Source organism: Mesorhizobium sp. KR1-2 (assembly GCF_040045035.1).
Lineage (GTDB): Bacteria > Pseudomonadota > Alphaproteobacteria > Rhizobiales > Rhizobiaceae > Pseudaminobacter.
Window position 1 is genome coordinate 25,680 of record NZ_JBDZDS010000004.1, and the last position, 15,837, is coordinate 41,516.

Sequence of the window (15,837 nt, forward strand, 5' to 3'; positions counted from 1 at the left end):
CAAGAACCCTGGAGTAAAGGAACAGAAAATGAAGACAAAGCTTCTCAAGGGCGTTGCGGCGCTCGCTCTGGCAATCGCCATCGCCGGTCCGGCCGTGGCCGACGACATCAAGAAGGGCGGCTCGATGATCGTCACCTACAAGGACGACGTCTCCACGCTCGACCCGGCGATCGGCTACGACTGGCAGAACTGGTCGATGATCAAGTCGCTGTTCAGTGGCCTGATGGACTATGAGCCGGGTACGACGGACCTCAAGAAGGCCCTCGCCGAAGACTATACGATCTCGGAAGACGGCAAGACCTTCACCTTCACCCTGCGCAAGGGCGTGAAGTTCCAGAACGGCCGCGAGCTGACCGCCGAGGACGTGAAGTACTCCATCGATCGCGTCGTCAACCCCAAGACGCAGAGCCCGGGCGCCGGCTTCTTCGGCTCCATCGTCGGCTTTGAGGAAGCTTCCGAAGGCAAGGCCGACGGCCTCTCCGGCATCACGGTCGTCGATCCCTACACCATCAAGTTCGAGCTATCGCGCCCGGACGCCACCTTCCTGCACGTGATGGCGATCAACTTCTCGCTCGTCGTGCCGAAGGAAGAAGTGGAGAAGTGGGGCGCGGACTTCGGCAAGCACCCGGTCGGCTCCGGCGCCTTCAAGCTGGCCGAATGGTCGCTCGGCCAGAAGCTGGTCTTCGAGCGCTTCGCCGATTACTGGAACGCGGACCTGCCCAAGCTCGACCAGATCACCTTCGAGGTCGGCCAGGAGCCGGTCGTGGCGCTGCTGCGCCTGCAGAAGGGCGAGGTCGACATTCCGGGCGACGGCATCCCGCCGGCGAAGTTCATCGAGGTCAAGGAAGACCCGGCGTTCAAGGACCTGATCATCCAGGGCGGCCAGTTGCACACCGGCTACGTCACCATGAACGTCAAGATCGCTCCCTTCGACAACGTGAAGGTGCGCCAGGCGGTCAACATGGCGATCAACAAGGATCGCATCGTGCGCATCATCAACGGCCGCGCGATTCCCGCCAACCAGCCGCTGCCGCCGTCCATGCCGGGCTATGCCAAGGACTACCAGGGCTACCAGTATGACGTTGAGAAGGCCAAGGCGCTGCTGGCCGAGGCCGGCCTGCCGGATGGCTTCGAGACCGAGCTGTTCGTCGCCAACACCGACCCGCAGCCGCGCATCGCTCAGGCGATCCAGCAGGATCTCGCCGCGATCGGCATCAAGGCCTCGATCAAGGCGCTGGCACAGGCCAACGTGATCGCGGCCGGCGGCGAGCCGGACGGCGCTCCGATGATCTGGTCGGGCGGCATGGGCTGGATCGCCGACTTCCCGGATCCGTCCAACTTCTACGGCCCGATCCTGGGCTGCGGCGGCGCGGTGCAGGGCGGCTGGAACTGGTCGTGGTACTGCAACGAGGATCTCGAGAAGAAGGCCACCGAGGCCGACTCCATCGTCGATCCGGCCAAGCAGGGCGAGCGCGAAGCCATGTGGCGCGACATCTACGTGAAGATCATGGAAGACGCCCCGTGGGCGCCGGTGTTCAACGAAGAGCGCTTCACCATCCGCTCTTCGCGCATTGGCGGTGCCGACAATCTCTTCGTCGACCCGGTCCACATCCCCGTCAACTACGATCAGGTCTACGCAAAAGATGTGCAGTAACTGCGACTACACCATCCACGGCAGGCACCATCACTATGGGTGGGATCGTTCGATCCCGCCCGTGGCGACGGTGGCGCCAGGCTCGAGCCTGAAGTTCGAGTGCGTCGACAGCGGCTCCGGCCACTTCAAGCCGGAAAGCACGGTTGCCGACGTCTCGACGCTGGACTTCTCGAAGGTCAATCCGGTCACTGGTCCCATCTATGTCGATGGGGCCAAGCCGGGCGACGCGCTGAAGATCACGATCCATCAGTTCGAGCCTTCGGGCTTCGGCTGGACGGCGAACATTCCGGGCTTCGGCCTGCTCGCCGACCAGTTCAAGGACCCGGCGCTGGCGCTGTGGAAGTATGACGCTGCAACGCTCGAGCCGGCGCTGTTCGGTAAGCATGCGCGCGTGCCGCTGAAGCCTTTCGCGGGCACCATCGGCTGCGCGCTTGCCGAGGAGGGACTGCACTCCGTGGTTCCGCCGCGGCGTGTGGGCGGCAACCTCGACATCCGCGACATCGCCGCGGGAACGACGCTCTATCTGCCGGTCGAGGTGGAAGGCGCGCTGTTCTCCATCGGCGACACGCACGCCGCCCAGGGCGACGGCGAAGTCTGCGGTACGGCGATCGAAAGCGCCATGAACGTGGGGCTGACGCTCGATGTGGTGAAGGACGCCAACCTTTCCATGCCGCGCTTCACCACGCCGGGGCCGGTCACGCGCCATCTCGATGCCAAGGGCTACGAGGTCACCACCGGCATCGGTCCGGACCTGATGAGCGGCGCCAAGGCTGCGCTGTCCAACATGATCGACCTGCTGGGCAAGCAGCACGGCCTGTCGGCGGAAGACGCCTACATGCTGTGCTCGGTCTGCGGCGATCTGAGGATCAGTGAAATCGTCGACATGCCTAACTGGGTCGTGTCGTTCTATTTCCCGCGCGTCGTATTCGAATGAAATCGTGGGACGCGGGCCAACGGTCCCGCGTCCCTCTCCCCTCTCTCGGAGCTATCCAGGCAGTATGAACAAGCCAACGCAGGACACGCTTCTCAGCGTCAGAGATCTCGTAACCCAGGTGGCAACGCCCGAGGGCGCAAAGATCGTCGTGGATCGGCTGTCGTTCGACCTGGCACGCGGCGAGACGCTGTGCATCGCCGGCGAAAGCGGCTCCGGCAAGTCGATGACGGCGCTGTCGCTGATGCAGCTTCTGCCCAAGCCGATGGCGCGGGTCGCCTCCGGCACGGCCATGCTCAACGGCCAGAACATTCTTGCGCTTTCCGAAGGCCAGATGCGCCATGTGCGCGGCAAGCACATCGGCATGATCTTCCAGGAGCCGATGACTTCGCTCAACCCGGTGCTGACCATCGGCCGGCAGCTTGCCGAAGCGATCGTGGCGCACAAGCCAGTTTCCGCGGCCGAGGCCAGGAAGGCCGCGAAAGATCTTCTCGACCAGGTCCAGATTTCCGACGCGGAGCGCCGCCTCGACCAGTATCCGCATGAGCTTTCCGGCGGCATGCGCCAGCGCGTGATGATCGCCATTGCGCTCGCGCAGAAGCCCGAGATCCTCATCGCCGACGAACCGACGACCGCGCTCGACGTGACCGTCCAGGCGCAGATCCTGGCGCTGATCCGCGAACTCCAGGCCCAGAACGGCATTTCCGTCATGCTCATCACCCACGACATGGGCGTGGTGGCCGAGATGGCCGACCGCGTTCTGGTGATGAACCGCGGCAAGGAAGTCGAAAGCGGCCCGCTGAAGCAGATCTTCACCCAGCCCGCCGATCAATATACCCGCTCGCTGCTGGCCGCCGTGCCGCGGCTCGGCGAGATGACCGGCACGACGCAGCCCAAGCGGGCGCCTGCGCAGCCAAAGGGCGAAGAATCCGAGCCGGCGCAGGCCGCCGCCGAGGCGCCGGTCGTGGAAGTCGACAACCTGGTGGTGCGCTTCGACATCAAGGGCGGCATCCTGCAGCGCCCGGTCAAGCGCGTGCACGCTGTGGAAGGCGTGTCGTTCCAGATCAAGCCTGGCGAGACGCTGTCGCTGGTCGGCGAGTCCGGCTGCGGCAAGTCGACCACCGGCAAGGCGTTGCTCAATCTCATTCCGTGGAGCGGCAGCATCCGTGTCGGTGGCAAGGAAACTGCGGACCTGACGCGGCCCGAGCGCAAGCAGGTTCTGCGCGACATCCAGATGATCTTCCAGGATCCCTACGCCTCGCTCGATCCGCGCATGCGGGTGGGCGACCTGGTGGCTGAACCGCTGGTGATCCACGGGCTGGCTTCGGGCTCGGAACTCGACGACCGCGTCGAATATCTGTTCCGGCGAACCGGCCTCTCGGCCGACCAGATGAAGCGCTATCCGCACGAATTCTCCGGCGGGCAGCGGCAGCGCATCTGCATTGCGCGCGCGCTTTCGCTGTCGCCCAAGGTCATCGTGGCCGACGAAAGCGTGGCCGCGCTCGACGTGTCGATCCAGGCGCAGGTGCTGGACCTGTTGCAGGACATCCAGAACGAGACCGGCATATCCTATCTGTTCATCTCGCACGACATGGCGGTGGTGGAGCAGATCAGCCACCGCGTGGCGGTGATGTATATGGGCCGCTTCGTCGAAACCGGCACGCGCGCGCAGGTGTTCGAGAACCCGCAGCACGCCTATACCAAGAAGCTGATGGAAGCCGTGCCGGTCGCCGATCCGGATCGTCACCGCAAGCCCTTCGTGCGCACCGACGGTGACCTGCCAAGCCCGGTCCACGGGCTAGACTACGTGCCTCCGAAGCTGGTGATGCAGGACATGGGCGCCGGACACCTGGTCTGGAGCTGATGCTTTTCTGACCGGCGGCGCGACAGGTTGCGCCGCCGTAGCCTTTCGATGGGTCGCCGCGTCAGCGTTCGAAAGCGGCGATCATCATGCCGAGCGCGTCGGCGGTCATGTCGCGCGCATCGTCCGAAAGCACCGAGACCAACTTGAGTTCGATCTGGGCATGGTCCGCCATCGCCGTATCGGCGACTTTCAGCCCTTGTTCCGTCAGTTCCACGATGACGCCGCGGCCGTCGCGCTCGTCAGCCATGCGGCGCACCAGCCCATCCTTCTCCATGCGGCGCAGCAGGTTCGACAGCCCGCCGGAGGAGAGCAGCAGCGTGTCCAGCAGTTCGCCCGGCGACATGCGGTAGGGGCTGCCGGCCACGCGCAAGGTGGCCAGCACGGCGTAGGTGGGATATTTCAGCCCGTGGCGGGCCAAGGCGCGGTCGACCGCGCGCAGGATCACGTCGTGCAGATGCAGGATGCGCCCGACCACGGCCTTGCCCGAACAGTCCAGGTCCGGGCGCTCGCTCCGCCACTGCGCCATACCGCGCGCGACCCTGTCGTTGGCCCAGATCTCGGCATTCTCAGCTTTCATCGCATTCTCGGCAGTCTCGTTCAGCATCCATCATACCCAATTTCGCACGGCAAGCCATGCAACGGACACATCGTTGCGGCAGGCTTCTGTTCAGGCAATTTATCTTCCATTTTTCTTTCTTGAAAGACATATTCTTCCATGTTAGGCGTCCGGCCCGGCGTAGGCGCACCAATGCGCGTGCGCCAGGAACGATAAAAAGCCCTGAATTGGCCGCTACGCACCGAATGGGAGCGCACATGAACATCACCACCCGAATTGCCAAAGCCGCCGCGCTTGCCGGCGCTGTCCTGTTCCCGGCCGCCGCCGGCGCCGAGGAGCTGGTCGTCGGCGCCTTCGGCGGCTCCTTCGCCGACAATGCCAAGGCCTGCTATGTCGAGCCCTTCGAGAAGGCGACCGGCGCGACGGTCACGCTGAAGCTGGCGAACTCCTCCCAGCACGCAGCCTCCGTTCGCGCCACGGCGGGCGAATCCGACATGGACGTCGTTTTCATGGACGATGCCTTCGCCGCCCAGCTCAAGAACGAGGGCCTGACCGAGAAGCTCGACCGCTCCAAGCTGACCCACGCCGACGAGATCGTTCCCGACGCCTGGGGCGCGGACGATGCCTATGTCGTGGCAATGCTGAGCGCGACCACCATCGTCTACAACCCGCAGACCGTGACCACGCCGCCGACCTCGTGGAAGGACCTGTTCGATCCGAAATATGCAGGCCGCGTCACCATCGGCGACATTTCCGGCACCACCGGCTGGCAGTTCCTGATGGCCGTCAACAAGATGGAAGGCGGCTCGCTCGACGACATCACGCCCGGCCTGAAGGCCATCAAGCCGCTGGCCGAGAATTCGGTGGTGCTCTACACGCAGGCCGATCAGGTCGTGTCGCTGTTCGAGCGCGGCGAAGTGGACATCGCCGTCTGGTATCCGGACCGCGCCGGCGTTGCTGCGCAGAAGGGCCTGCCGGTGGCGGTCGCCTATCCGCAGGAAGGCGCAGTCGCCATCAAGCCGAGCGTGGTCATGCCCAAGGGCACGCAGAAGAGCGATCTCGCGCTGAAGTTCATCGACCAGGTGCTGTCGGCCGAGAGCCAGAAGTGCTTCTCGGAGGCCGCCTTCATCGGCTCGGTCAACAAGAACGTGAAGCTCTCTGACGAGGTTTCGAAGATCGTGCCCACCGGCGAGGTCGTCGAAAAGCTCCTGTTCCTGGACCCCAACGTCATGTCGCAGAAGCTGCCCGAGTGGACGCGCCAGTGGCAGCGCGAAGTCGCGCGCTGACAAGCTTCATCGGCGGCGGGCATTTGAAGCGCCCGCCGTGGAACCTCCGAGGTAGATCGTGAGCAGCCTGAAACTCGACCATCTCTCGAAGCACTACGGCGAGGCCGTCATCGTGCGCGACCTCTCGTTGGAGATCGCCAATGGCGAGTTCGTGTCGCTGCTCGGCCCCTCCGGCTGCGGCAAGACGACGGTGCTGCGCATGGTCGCCGGGCTGATTGCGCCGACGGGCGGCAAGATCACCATCGGCGAGCGCGAGATCACCGTGCTGCCGCCGAACAAGCGACGGATCGGGCTGGTGTTCCAGTCCTATGCTCTGTTCCCGCATCTCACCGTGTTCGAGAACGTCGCCTTCGGCCTGCGCCGACAGGGCGTGAAGGGCGTCGAGCTTGAAAAGCGCGTGAAGGACGCGCTGGCGCTGGTGCGGCTCGATGCCTTCGGCGATCGTTATCCGCGGCAGATGTCGGGCGGCCAGCAGCAGCGCGTCGCCATGGCGCGTGCGATCGCGCCGCGCCCCGACGTGCTTCTGTTTGACGAGCCGCTGTCGAATCTCGACGCCAAGCTGCGCGACGAGATGCAGATCGAGCTGAAGCGCCTGCAGCGAGAACTCGGCATCACCACGCTTTTCGTCACCCACGACCAGGCCGAGGCGCTGTCGCTTTCGGATCGTGTGTGCGTCATGGCCCATGGCAATATCGAGCAGTTCGCTGTGCCCGAGGACATCTATCATCGCCCGGCCACCGCCTTTGTGGCGAGCTTCATCGGCAAGCCGAACCGCCTGCCTGGCAAGGTCGCGAGCCGCAACGGGGCAGGGGGTACCGTCGAGATCGGCTGCGGGCTGACGCTGAACGCCGACCGGCTCGATGTCGCCGCTGGCGGTGAGGTCGAACTGTTCCTGCGGCAGGAAGCGATCGAGCTGCGCACGACGCCCGCCGAGGCGCCGGCGAACTCCATTCCCGGCACGGTCCAGCTGCGCTCTTTCTCGGGCGCGCATGTGCAATATGTCGTGCGCATCGGCGCGGGCACCGAAATCGTGGTCGAGGCGCCGTCGAGCGGCGCGGCGAGCAACCTCGAAAAGGATGCTTCGGTATTCCTGGCCGTCGCTCCGGCCAATGTCTTCGCGCTCGCGGCCAAGGGAGCGCGCTCGTGAGCAACTGGAAGGCGGGCGTGCTGCTTTTCGGGCCGCTGGCGCTATTGCTGTTCGGCGTTTTTCTGGTTCCGGTGCTGCTTTTGGCGCCGACCAGTTTTCATGAATATTCGCCGGGCGTGGGCATCGTCGCCAATTCCTGGACGCTCGAAAACTATGCCCGTATCGTCACCGACGACTATTATCGCGAGGTGGTGTGGCGCACCCTCTATCTGGGGCTCGGCGTCACCGTCTCCTGCCTGCTGCTCGGCTATCCGGTGGCCTATCTCATCGTGCGCGGGCCGGCGCGGCTGCGCCTGCCGCTGACGCTGCTGGTCATCTTCCCGCTGATGCTCAACCTCGTCGTGCGCTCCTTCGGCTGGATCGCGCTTCTGTCCAACCGCGGGCTGGTCAACAACTTCCTCATCCAGACCGGGCTGATCGGCGCGCCGCTGAAGCTGATGTTCAACCTCACCGGCCTGATGATCGGCATGACGCATATCTACCTGCCGTTCATGGTGCTGATGCTGGTGGCGGCGCTGCAGAACGTGCCGCGCGATGTCGAGGCGGCTGCCGCCACGCTCGGCTCCAGCCGCACGCATGTCTTCACCTCGGTGACGCTGCCGCTGACGGCGCCGGGCATCATCTCCGGCTCCATACTGGTTTTCGTGCTGACCATCAGCGCGCTGGTGACGCCGCGCATGCTGGGCGGACCGACCTACAAGGTCATGGCGACGCTGATCTATGACGAATACATGCAGCTTCTCGATTGGCCGAGCGGCTCGGCGCTGTCGTTCTCGCTGACGGTCATCGCCATTGCCATCATCTGGGCTTCCAGCCGCATCACCAAATGCTGGGCGGGCATGGCATGAACGAGAGCAAACCCGGTCTCACCATCACCTCGATTGCGCTGCTGGTCATATTGTTCCTGCAGCTGCCGGTCATCGTGGTGGTGCTCGCGGCCTTCAGCACGACTTCCTATCTGACGATCCCGCCGCAGGGGCTGACCCTGAAATGGTTCGCCAAGGTTCTGAGCGACCCCGTCTATCTCGACGCGATCCGCATCAGCCTGATGCTGGCGGTCGGCTCCACGGCGATCTCGCTGGTGCTGGGCGTGGCGGCGGCCTATGCGCTGTTCAAGCGCATGCTGCCGGGCACGGAGGCGCTGACCTCGTTCCTGATGGCGCCGCTGATCCTGCCATCGGTCGTCATCGGCGTGGCGCTGCTGCAATATTACAGCCTGATCGGCTGGCGCGGCAGCTTCGCGGCACTCCTTCTGGCGCATGTCATCATCACCGTGCCCTATATCGTGCGCTCCGCGCTCGCCAGCCTCGCCGGCGTCGATACGTCGGTGGAGGAGGCGGCGCGCGTGCTGGGGGCCAACGGCTTCACTGCCTTCCGGCTGGTCACGCTGCCGCTGATCAAGCCCGGCCTAGTCGCCGGTGCGCTGTTCGCCTTCGTGACGTCGATGGAGAACGTGCCGGTCACCATCTTCGTCGCCAGCGCCAAGCAGACGACGCTGCCGATCCTCATCTTCTCCTCGGTGGAAATGGGCGTCGACCCAAGCATCGCCGCGGTTTCGACGCTGCTGATCGTCGCCACGGTCTTCGTGCTGTGGCTGGCCGAGCGCTGGACCGGCTTCCACCGCTTCATCTGAAAATACGGGTACCGACATGAGCTTGACCAGCAAGGGCTTTCCGCTGTTCCTCACCTTTGATCTCGACGCAGAGACCATGTGGACGGCGCGCGACCCGTCCTATGCTTCGCGGCCGATCCTGATGTCGCAGGGCGCCTATGGATGGAAGGTCGGCACGGGCCGCGTGCTGGAGCTTCTGGCGCGCTACGGCGTCACCTCCACCTTCTTCGTGCCGGGTCTCGTCATCGACCAGCGACCGGAGCTGATGGAACAGATCCTGAAGGCCGGCCACGAGATCGCCCACCACAGTTACAGCCATGCCTGGATCCTCAGCCTCACGCCCGAGCAGGAGCGAGAGGAGATGGAGAAGGGCATCGAGGCGATCCAGCGTGTCACCGGCCGCAAGCCGCGCGGCTGGCGTTCGCCGGCGGCCGAGATCAGCGCCGTCACCATGCCGATGCTGGTGGAATATGGCTTTGACTATTCGTCCAACTTCTTCGACGACGACTCGCCCTATCTGCACACGGTGGAGGGCAAGAAGACCGACATCGTCGAGCTGCCCTTCCGCTGGGTGCTCGATGACGCGCCGTTCTTCCAGTATTCCATCGTGCTGCCCGGCCGCACCATGCAGGCGCCCTCGGCCGTGGCCGAGGTGTGGAAATCGGAATTCGACACGCTCTATGCCGAAGGCCGCATGATGATGGTGGGCATGCACCCGCAGCTCATCGGCCAGCCGTCGCGCCTGAAGGCGCTGGAAGCGCTGATCGAGCATGCGCTGAACCACCCCAATGTCTGGATCGGCCGCTGTGATGAGATCGTCGACGACATGCGCCCGAAGCTGAAGGCGGCCGGGCTGTGAGCAAAGGTTTTGCAGGCCGCCGCATCGTCGTGACGGGCGCGGCCCAGGGCATCGGGCTTGCGACCGTCGAGCGCTTTGTAGCCGCGGGCGCGAGAGTCGGCTGCCTTGATCGCGATGCGCAAGCGCTGGCGGCCTTGGCCGAACGTTTCGAGGCCGAAACCATCCACACTGCAGTTTGTGACGTAGCCGTTTCGGCTGAGGTGGCGAAGGCCATCGAAGCCTGCGCGGCGGCACTTGGCGGCATCGACGGCGTGGTCAATTCGGCCGGCGTCGATCTGGTCAAGCCGATCGAGGAGATGAGCGACGAGGCCTGGACGCGCATCATGGCCGTCAATCTCAGCGGCCCAATGCATGTCTGCCGCGCGGCCTTCCCGCATCTGCGTGCGGCCGGCGGCGGCACCATCGTCAATGTCTCGTCCGGGGCGGGGCTGCAGCCTTTGCGCCATCGCAGCGCCTATTCGGCCTCCAAGGCCGCGCTGCAGATGTTCTCCAAATCGCTCTCCATGGAAGCGGCCGAGTTCGGCATCCGCGTCAACACGGTGTGCCCGGGCGCGGTGGAAACGGCGCTGCTGCATTCCAGCATCACCGAGGACGCCGAGGCAGCCCTTGCTGCCATCCGCAACCGCTATGCGCTCGGCCGCATCGCCTCGCCGGACGAGATCGCGGCGGCGATCTTCTGGCTGTCGGGGCCGGAGTCGTCCTACGTCACCGGCACGGCCATGGCCGTTGACGGCGGCCGTACGTTCCATTGATTGGGGCCACCGAGGTTTGAACGCATGAGCGCAGCGACAGGTCGTTTCGAGGGTAAGCTTGCCATGGTCACCGGCGCCGGCAACGGCATCGGCGCGGCGACCGCCCGGCGCTTCATTGCGGAGGGCGCACGCGTCGCCGCGATCGATCTCGATGCCGCCGGCTTGGCTGAAGGTCTTGGCGACCTGCCGCAGGACCGCGTGCTGACCGTGGCCGGCGACTGCACCGATGCCGCCATGCTGGAAGCCTTCCATGCGGCCGCGACGGAAAGGTTCGGGCCGGTCGACATCCTCTTCAACAATGTCGGCCAGAGCGGCCGCGAGCGCTCCGCGCCCTTCCATGCCTCGCAGGAAGATGTCTGGCGGTTTGTCTTCGAAGTCTCGCTGCTAAGCACCATGCGCTTGTCGCGGCTCGTTGCGCCTGCCATGCGCGAGCGCGGCGGCCGTATCGTCAACATGTCGAGCGATGCTGCCTTCGTCGGCGACGCCGGGCTGGTCGACTATGCGACGGCCAAGATGGGCATTGTCGGCTTCACCCGATCGCTGGCACGCGAGCTTGCGCCCCATGGCGTCACCGTGAATGCGGTCGCACCCGGCGCCATCCGCACCCGCGCGCATGACAAGATGCCGGCCGAGGTGCTGGACCGCATCAAGGCCGCGACGCCGGCCGGCTTCGTCGGCGAGCCGGAGGACGTGGCTGGCGTGGTCTGCTTCCTCGCCAGCCAGGACGCCCGATTCATCACCGGCCAGACGCTGCTGATCGACGGCGGCCGCTGGATGATCTGACCGAATCTTTTCGCCGGAGACCGCCATGACCGAGATTGCCGAACTTTCCGCCGTAGCCTTGGCCGCCGCAATCCGTGCGAAGGAGATCTCGCCGGTGGAGGCAGTGGAGGCCGCCTTCGCGCGCATCGAGGAGCGCTCCGACCTCAACGCCTTCATGGCGCTGGCGCATGACCGCGCGCGCTCGGAAGCCACGGCCGCCGAGGCCGCCGTCATGCGCGGCGACGAGCTTGGGCCGCTGCACGGCCTGACGTTTTCGGCGAAGGACCTGACCACCACCGAAGGCATTGCCACCACGCAAGGCTCGGCGCTTTATGCAAATCAGGTGCCGGCGGCCGATGCGGTTGGCGTGGCCCGCGCGCGGGCGACGGGCGCTATCGTGATCGGCAAGACGACGACGCCGGAATTCGGGCACAAGCCTTTTACGGAAGGCCCATTCTTCGGCCGCACGCTCAACCCCTGGAACGCGGACTACACCTGCGGCGGCTCGAGCGGGGGCGCGGCCGTGGCGGTGGCGGCCGGCATGGGGCCGCTGGCGCTCGGCACCGATGGCGGCGGCTCGATCCGCATTCCCGCCGCGTGCTGCGGCGTGGTGGGCCTGAAGGCGACGCTCGGCGTCATCCCCAACCTGCAGGCGCCCGATCTCTTCGGCGCGAACTCTTATGTCGGGCCGATGGCCCGCAACGTCGCCGACACGGCGATGATGTTCGAGGTTCTGGCCGGGCCGGACCGCCGCGACCCGTTCGGGCAGGCAGCGCCCGCGCTGGTCGAGCGCGATGCCGGCAAGCCGGTGCGTGTGGGCTTCCTGCTGAAGTGCGGCAATATCCTTGACCCGGAGGTCGAGGCCGCGACCGTGGCGGCGATGCGCAAGGCCGAAGCGCTCGGCATGAAGGTCGAACCCATCGAGCTCGATTTCGTGTCGATGGAAGAGCCGTTCCTGGTCGTGCTGCGTTCGCTGCTGTGGGCGCGCGTCGGCAAGGCGATGGGAAAGACGCCGGAAAAGCTCGACCCGACGCTGATCGAGACCATCAAGGCCGGCATGAACTACACGGCGGCCGATCTCTACGAGGCGCAGTTTGCGCGCACCGCTTGCTTCGCCAAGGTGCAGGAGGTGTTTGAGCGCTGCGATGTCATCGCCTCGCCGACGCTTTCGGCTCCGGCGCTACCGGTCGGGCTCGACCCGCTCGGCACGGTCGAGATCGCGGGTCAAGACGCCGGCACCATTCGCGGCGCGTGGTATCCCTACACCTTCCCGTTCAATCTGACGGGACACCCGGCACTGTCCATCCCGTCCGGGCTTTCGTCCGCCGGCCTGCCGATCGGCCTCCAACTGGTTGGGCGCTGGCACGAGGACCGCTTCCTGCTCGACTGCGCGGCGAAGCTGGAAGAGGCGATCGGCTTTTCCACGGCCCACCCTTTGCCGAGGTAAGCCTGCGAGGCTTTCAAGCCGAGGGAATTTCTCCGCGCAGCACCTGCATGTAATCTTCGGCGTCGATATTGCCGCCGGAGACGATGCAGACGACATTGCCGGTCGCGTGCGGGTTCGACATAGCAGCCGCGAGTGCGGCAGCACCTGCGCCTTCGGCGACGACCTTCGCGCTGGCGAACAGCAAGCGCATCGCCTCGACCACCTGAGCCAGCGTCACCACGGCCGTGCCGTCGATCAGATCGCGCACCAAGGGCCACATTTTCGGCAGCAGCGAAGGGCCGCCGATGCTCTTGATGAAGGCCGGCGTGGTTTCGACACCGACGATGCGGCCGGCGGCGAGTGCCGCCGTGACCGGCGCGGCATGCTCGCCCTCGACCGCGAAGACCTTTGCCTCGGGCCGCAGCGCCTTCACCGCGCTGGCGACACCGCTGGTCAGGGAGCCACCGCCATAGGGCGTCAGCACGCAGTCGACCTCGGGCAGGTCTTCGACGATTTCCATGCCGATGGTGCCGTTGCCGGTCAGCACCGCCTGGTCGGTCACCGGGTTGATGAGAAGTTCGGTCAGATCCGGGCGCTCGGCATCGGTGATGTATTGCCACCATGCCTCATGCGAGATGAAGCGCACCTGGCCGCCGAGTTTTTGCACGCCTTCGATCTTGGCCTTCGGCGCGTCGGCATACATGTAGGCGGCCATCGGAATGCCCGCGTGGCGGGCGGCCCAGGCCAAGCCATAGGCCATGTTGCCGGAGGAGACGGTGGCTACGCCGTTGCGCAAGTCTGCGGCATCGCGCGTCAGCACCGCATTGAGCGCGGGCCGGATCTTGAAGGCGCCGATGGGCGACAGCGTTTCGAGCTTGAGGAAGATTTTTCGGTCCGGCAGGCCCAGATCGAGATGGATGAGGGGCGTGCGGGCGAGATGCGGCGCGAGCCGCTCCCGCGCGGCGTGGATTTCGTCGAGCGTCGGGCGGCGAGGGTCGGTGTCTGTCATGTTCCGGCTGGCGTTTTCTCTTTAGCCGGTGCGGCTTGCGTCGCTTCCGCCTCGGCCTGGATATAGACGTGAAGCGTGTAGCCGATGTGCTCCGTCATCAGTTTCCTGGCGCGCTCGATGTCGCGGTCGAGCGCTGCTTCCATGAGATCAGTGTGGTGCTCCAGCGCCATCGCCTCGCGCAGCGCCGCGACCGCCTCCTCATATCCGCGTTTCAGGCCGGCCGCCGCGCGCAGGGTGGGGGCGAGGCCGAGGAAGCGATGGTGCCGGCGCAGCTGGTCGGAAATGGTGTCGCGGAAGCGCAGCAGCCAGCGCGAGGTGGCCGCGCTGAGCAGTGCCGCGTGGAAAGCCTGGTGCTTCTCGTCCCATTCGTTGACGGTCGCCTCTGACGGGTCGTCCACAGCCAGCCTGCAGCGCGAGAGCCGGTAGTGCGCGGTCACGACCGCTTCTTCCCAGTCGGCGCCGCCGTTCTGGATCGACTCGATGAAGAGCGGCACCTCTATCACCTGCCGCGCCCGCGTCAGGTCCTCCAGCTCGGCGCGCGAGACCGGCGCGACGGCGAAGCCGCGATTGCTGACGGCCGTCACCAGACGTTCCGCTTCCAGCCGCGACAGGGCCTCGCGCAGAGGCGTCCAGCCGAGGCCATAGGCACTGCGCAGCACGCCCAGCTTCAGGTGCTGGCCGGGGCTGAGGCGCGTCTCCAGAATATCCTTGCGGAGGGTCTGGTAGGCGGCTTCGGTTTTCGTTGTATGTTCGCCGTTCTGCATCTGGCTTGGTCCATGCTGAAGCGATGCTTCGGCAACAAGGGTTATATATCATGTGGGGGCTTCGCAAGAATTATATATAATGTTTGACAGGTCATTTGCGCCGGTTATGATCCTCTCCAATCGCAGCCGCATGCTGCGGTCCGCGGTTGTCGCGGGGACGTCTCGGATATGGGAGGAATGACATGAACAAGGCAAAGACCGGCTGGCTGCGCGGCATTGTTGCGGCTGGCGTTTTCGTGGCGGGCATCGGCTCGGCTCTCGCCGATCCGATCAAGATCGGCATCGCCAATTTCGGCGAGCATCCGCAGCTCAACGCCTCGATCGCGGGCTTCAAAAAAGCACTGACCGAGGCCGGCTTCGTCGAAGGCACGGACGTGGTCTACACTGAAAGCCACACCAATTTCGATGCTTCGCTGGTGCCGCAGATGATAGCCAAGCTGCAGGCGGAAAACCCGAAGCTGATCTACACCGTCACCACGCCGGTTTCGCAGATCGCCAAGAAGGCGTTGGCCGGCTCGGGCATCCCGATCGTCTTCACCGCCGTCACCGATCCGGTCGCGGCCAATCTGGTTCCGTCGTGGGATGCCGGCGACGAAGGCATCACCGGCGCGACCGACCTGCAGGACGTCGCAGCGGTCATGGCCTTCGCGCACAAGCTGCTGCCCGATGCGAAGCGTCTTGGCCAGCCCTACAATCCGGGCGAAGCCAATGACGTGGCACTGCTCGAGAAGGTGCAGGAAGCCGCTCCGGCAGCCGGTTTCGAGGTCGTTCCAGTCGGCGTTGACAACGTCAATGACATCCAGCAGCGCATCGCTTCGCTCGCCGGCAAGGCCGATGTGATCTACACGCCTTCCTCGAACCTGCTGCAGCCGGCGATCGCGGCCGTTGCCGCCGCCGCACGCCAGGCCGGCATCCCGATCGTGAACTCCGACGACGACGCCGTGCGCAAGGGCATCGTGCCGGCCAGCTTCTCCGTCAACTACACGCAGGTCGGTATCAATGCCGGCAATATTGCCGCGCAGATCCTGAAGGGCGCCGATCCGAAGACCATCGCTCCGAGCCGCCCGGCCTATGAGGACCATGCCCCGCTGATCAACAAGGCAACCCTCAAGGAATTCGGCGCCGAGCTGCCGGCTTCGCTCGAAGACTGCAACTGCTTCGTCGACTAAGTCGCCGTCATAGGACAGATGTGGCGGCGCGGTTCGCGCCGCCACA

Annotated in this window: 15 protein-coding genes; 12 read left to right on the plus strand and 3 right to left on the minus strand. The window is 65.3% G+C overall.

The features are described from left to right. The first annotated feature begins 28 nt into the window (after positions 1 to 28). From ABLE85_RS09765 to ABLE85_RS09775, 3 genes are all read left to right on the plus strand, one after another. Positions 29 to 1,654: an ABC transporter substrate-binding protein gene (locus ABLE85_RS09765; protein WP_348792533.1), complete on the plus strand. Its 1,626-nt coding sequence runs from the start codon at positions 29 to 31 to the stop codon at positions 1,652 to 1,654. After that, positions 1,644 to 2,588, plus strand: coding sequence for an acetamidase/formamidase family protein (locus ABLE85_RS09770; protein ID WP_348792534.1), 945 nt, complete (start codon positions 1,644 to 1,646; stop codon positions 2,586 to 2,588). The genes ABLE85_RS09765 and ABLE85_RS09770 overlap by 11 nt, the downstream gene beginning before the upstream one ends. A 64-nt stretch (positions 2,589 to 2,652) precedes the next feature. Then, a complete protein-coding gene (locus tag ABLE85_RS09775; RefSeq protein ID WP_348792535.1) occupies positions 2,653 to 4,449 on the plus strand; it encodes an ABC transporter ATP-binding protein in 1,797 nt (598 codons plus the stop codon). Between the two features lie 61 nt (positions 4,450 to 4,510). Here ABLE85_RS09775 and ABLE85_RS09780 read toward each other — a convergent pair whose 3' ends face one another. Then, positions 4,511 to 5,026, minus strand: a complete 516-nt coding sequence (locus tag ABLE85_RS09780) for a MarR family transcriptional regulator (protein WP_348792536.1) — start codon at positions 5,024 to 5,026, stop codon at positions 4,511 to 4,513. A gap of 236 nt (positions 5,027 to 5,262) precedes the next feature. Here ABLE85_RS09780 and ABLE85_RS09785 point away from each other — a divergent pair, with 236 nt between their 5' ends. The 8 genes from ABLE85_RS09785 to ABLE85_RS09820 are packed head-to-tail and all read left to right on the plus strand — an operon-like array spanning position 5,263 to position 12,870. Then, a complete protein-coding gene (locus ABLE85_RS09785; protein ID WP_348792537.1) occupies positions 5,263 to 6,291 on the plus strand; it encodes an ABC transporter substrate-binding protein in 1,029 nt (342 codons plus the stop codon). A gap of 58 nt (positions 6,292 to 6,349) precedes the next feature. Beyond that, entirely contained in the window at positions 6,350 to 7,438 is a 1,089-nt protein-coding gene (locus ABLE85_RS09790) for an ABC transporter ATP-binding protein (RefSeq protein WP_348792538.1), read from the plus strand. After that, entirely contained in the window at positions 7,435 to 8,286 is an 852-nt protein-coding gene (locus ABLE85_RS09795; protein ID WP_348792539.1) for an ABC transporter permease, read from the plus strand. Before ABLE85_RS09790 ends, ABLE85_RS09795 begins: the two co-directional genes overlap by 4 nt. Continuing rightward, the gene (locus ABLE85_RS09800) at positions 8,283 to 9,071 is read left to right on the plus strand and encodes an ABC transporter permease (RefSeq protein ID WP_348792540.1); all 789 of its coding nucleotides are present in this window, start codon (positions 8,283 to 8,285) and stop codon (positions 9,069 to 9,071) included. The genes ABLE85_RS09795 and ABLE85_RS09800 overlap by 4 nt, the downstream gene beginning before the upstream one ends. Positions 9,072 to 9,087: 16 nt before the next feature. Further along, complete coding sequence (locus ABLE85_RS09805; protein WP_348792541.1) at positions 9,088 to 9,909, plus strand: polysaccharide deacetylase; 822 nt, start codon at positions 9,088 to 9,090, stop codon at positions 9,907 to 9,909. Continuing rightward, the gene (locus ABLE85_RS09810; RefSeq protein WP_348792542.1) at positions 9,906 to 10,661 is read left to right on the plus strand and encodes an SDR family oxidoreductase; all 756 of its coding nucleotides are present in this window, start codon (positions 9,906 to 9,908) and stop codon (positions 10,659 to 10,661) included. Before ABLE85_RS09805 ends, ABLE85_RS09810 begins: the two co-directional genes overlap by 4 nt. Positions 10,662 to 10,685: 24 nt before the next feature. After that, on the plus strand, positions 10,686 to 11,444 hold the full coding sequence (locus ABLE85_RS09815; RefSeq protein WP_348792543.1) for an SDR family NAD(P)-dependent oxidoreductase: 759 nt from the start codon (positions 10,686 to 10,688) through the stop codon (positions 11,442 to 11,444). 25 nt (positions 11,445 to 11,469) lie between these two features. Then, entirely contained in the window at positions 11,470 to 12,870 is a 1,401-nt protein-coding gene (locus ABLE85_RS09820) for an amidase family protein (RefSeq protein WP_348792544.1), read from the plus strand. Positions 12,871 to 12,883: 13 nt separating this feature from the next. Here ABLE85_RS09820 and ABLE85_RS09825 read toward each other — a convergent pair whose 3' ends face one another. Together ABLE85_RS09825 and ABLE85_RS09830 are read right to left on the minus strand one after the other, a co-directional pair. Beyond that, a complete protein-coding gene (locus tag ABLE85_RS09825) occupies positions 12,884 to 13,858 on the minus strand; it encodes a pyridoxal-phosphate dependent enzyme (protein ID WP_348792545.1) in 975 nt (324 codons plus the stop codon). Next, on the minus strand, positions 13,855 to 14,622 hold the full coding sequence (locus ABLE85_RS09830) for a GntR family transcriptional regulator (RefSeq protein WP_348792546.1): 768 nt from the start codon (positions 14,620 to 14,622) through the stop codon (positions 13,855 to 13,857). The genes ABLE85_RS09825 and ABLE85_RS09830 overlap by 4 nt, the downstream gene beginning before the upstream one ends. Before the next feature lie 182 nt (positions 14,623 to 14,804). Here ABLE85_RS09830 and ABLE85_RS09835 point away from each other — a divergent pair, with 182 nt between their 5' ends. Beyond that, entirely contained in the window at positions 14,805 to 15,791 is a 987-nt protein-coding gene (locus tag ABLE85_RS09835; RefSeq protein ID WP_348792547.1) for an ABC transporter substrate-binding protein, read from the plus strand. The last annotated feature ends 46 nt before the right edge of the window (positions 15,792 to 15,837 follow it).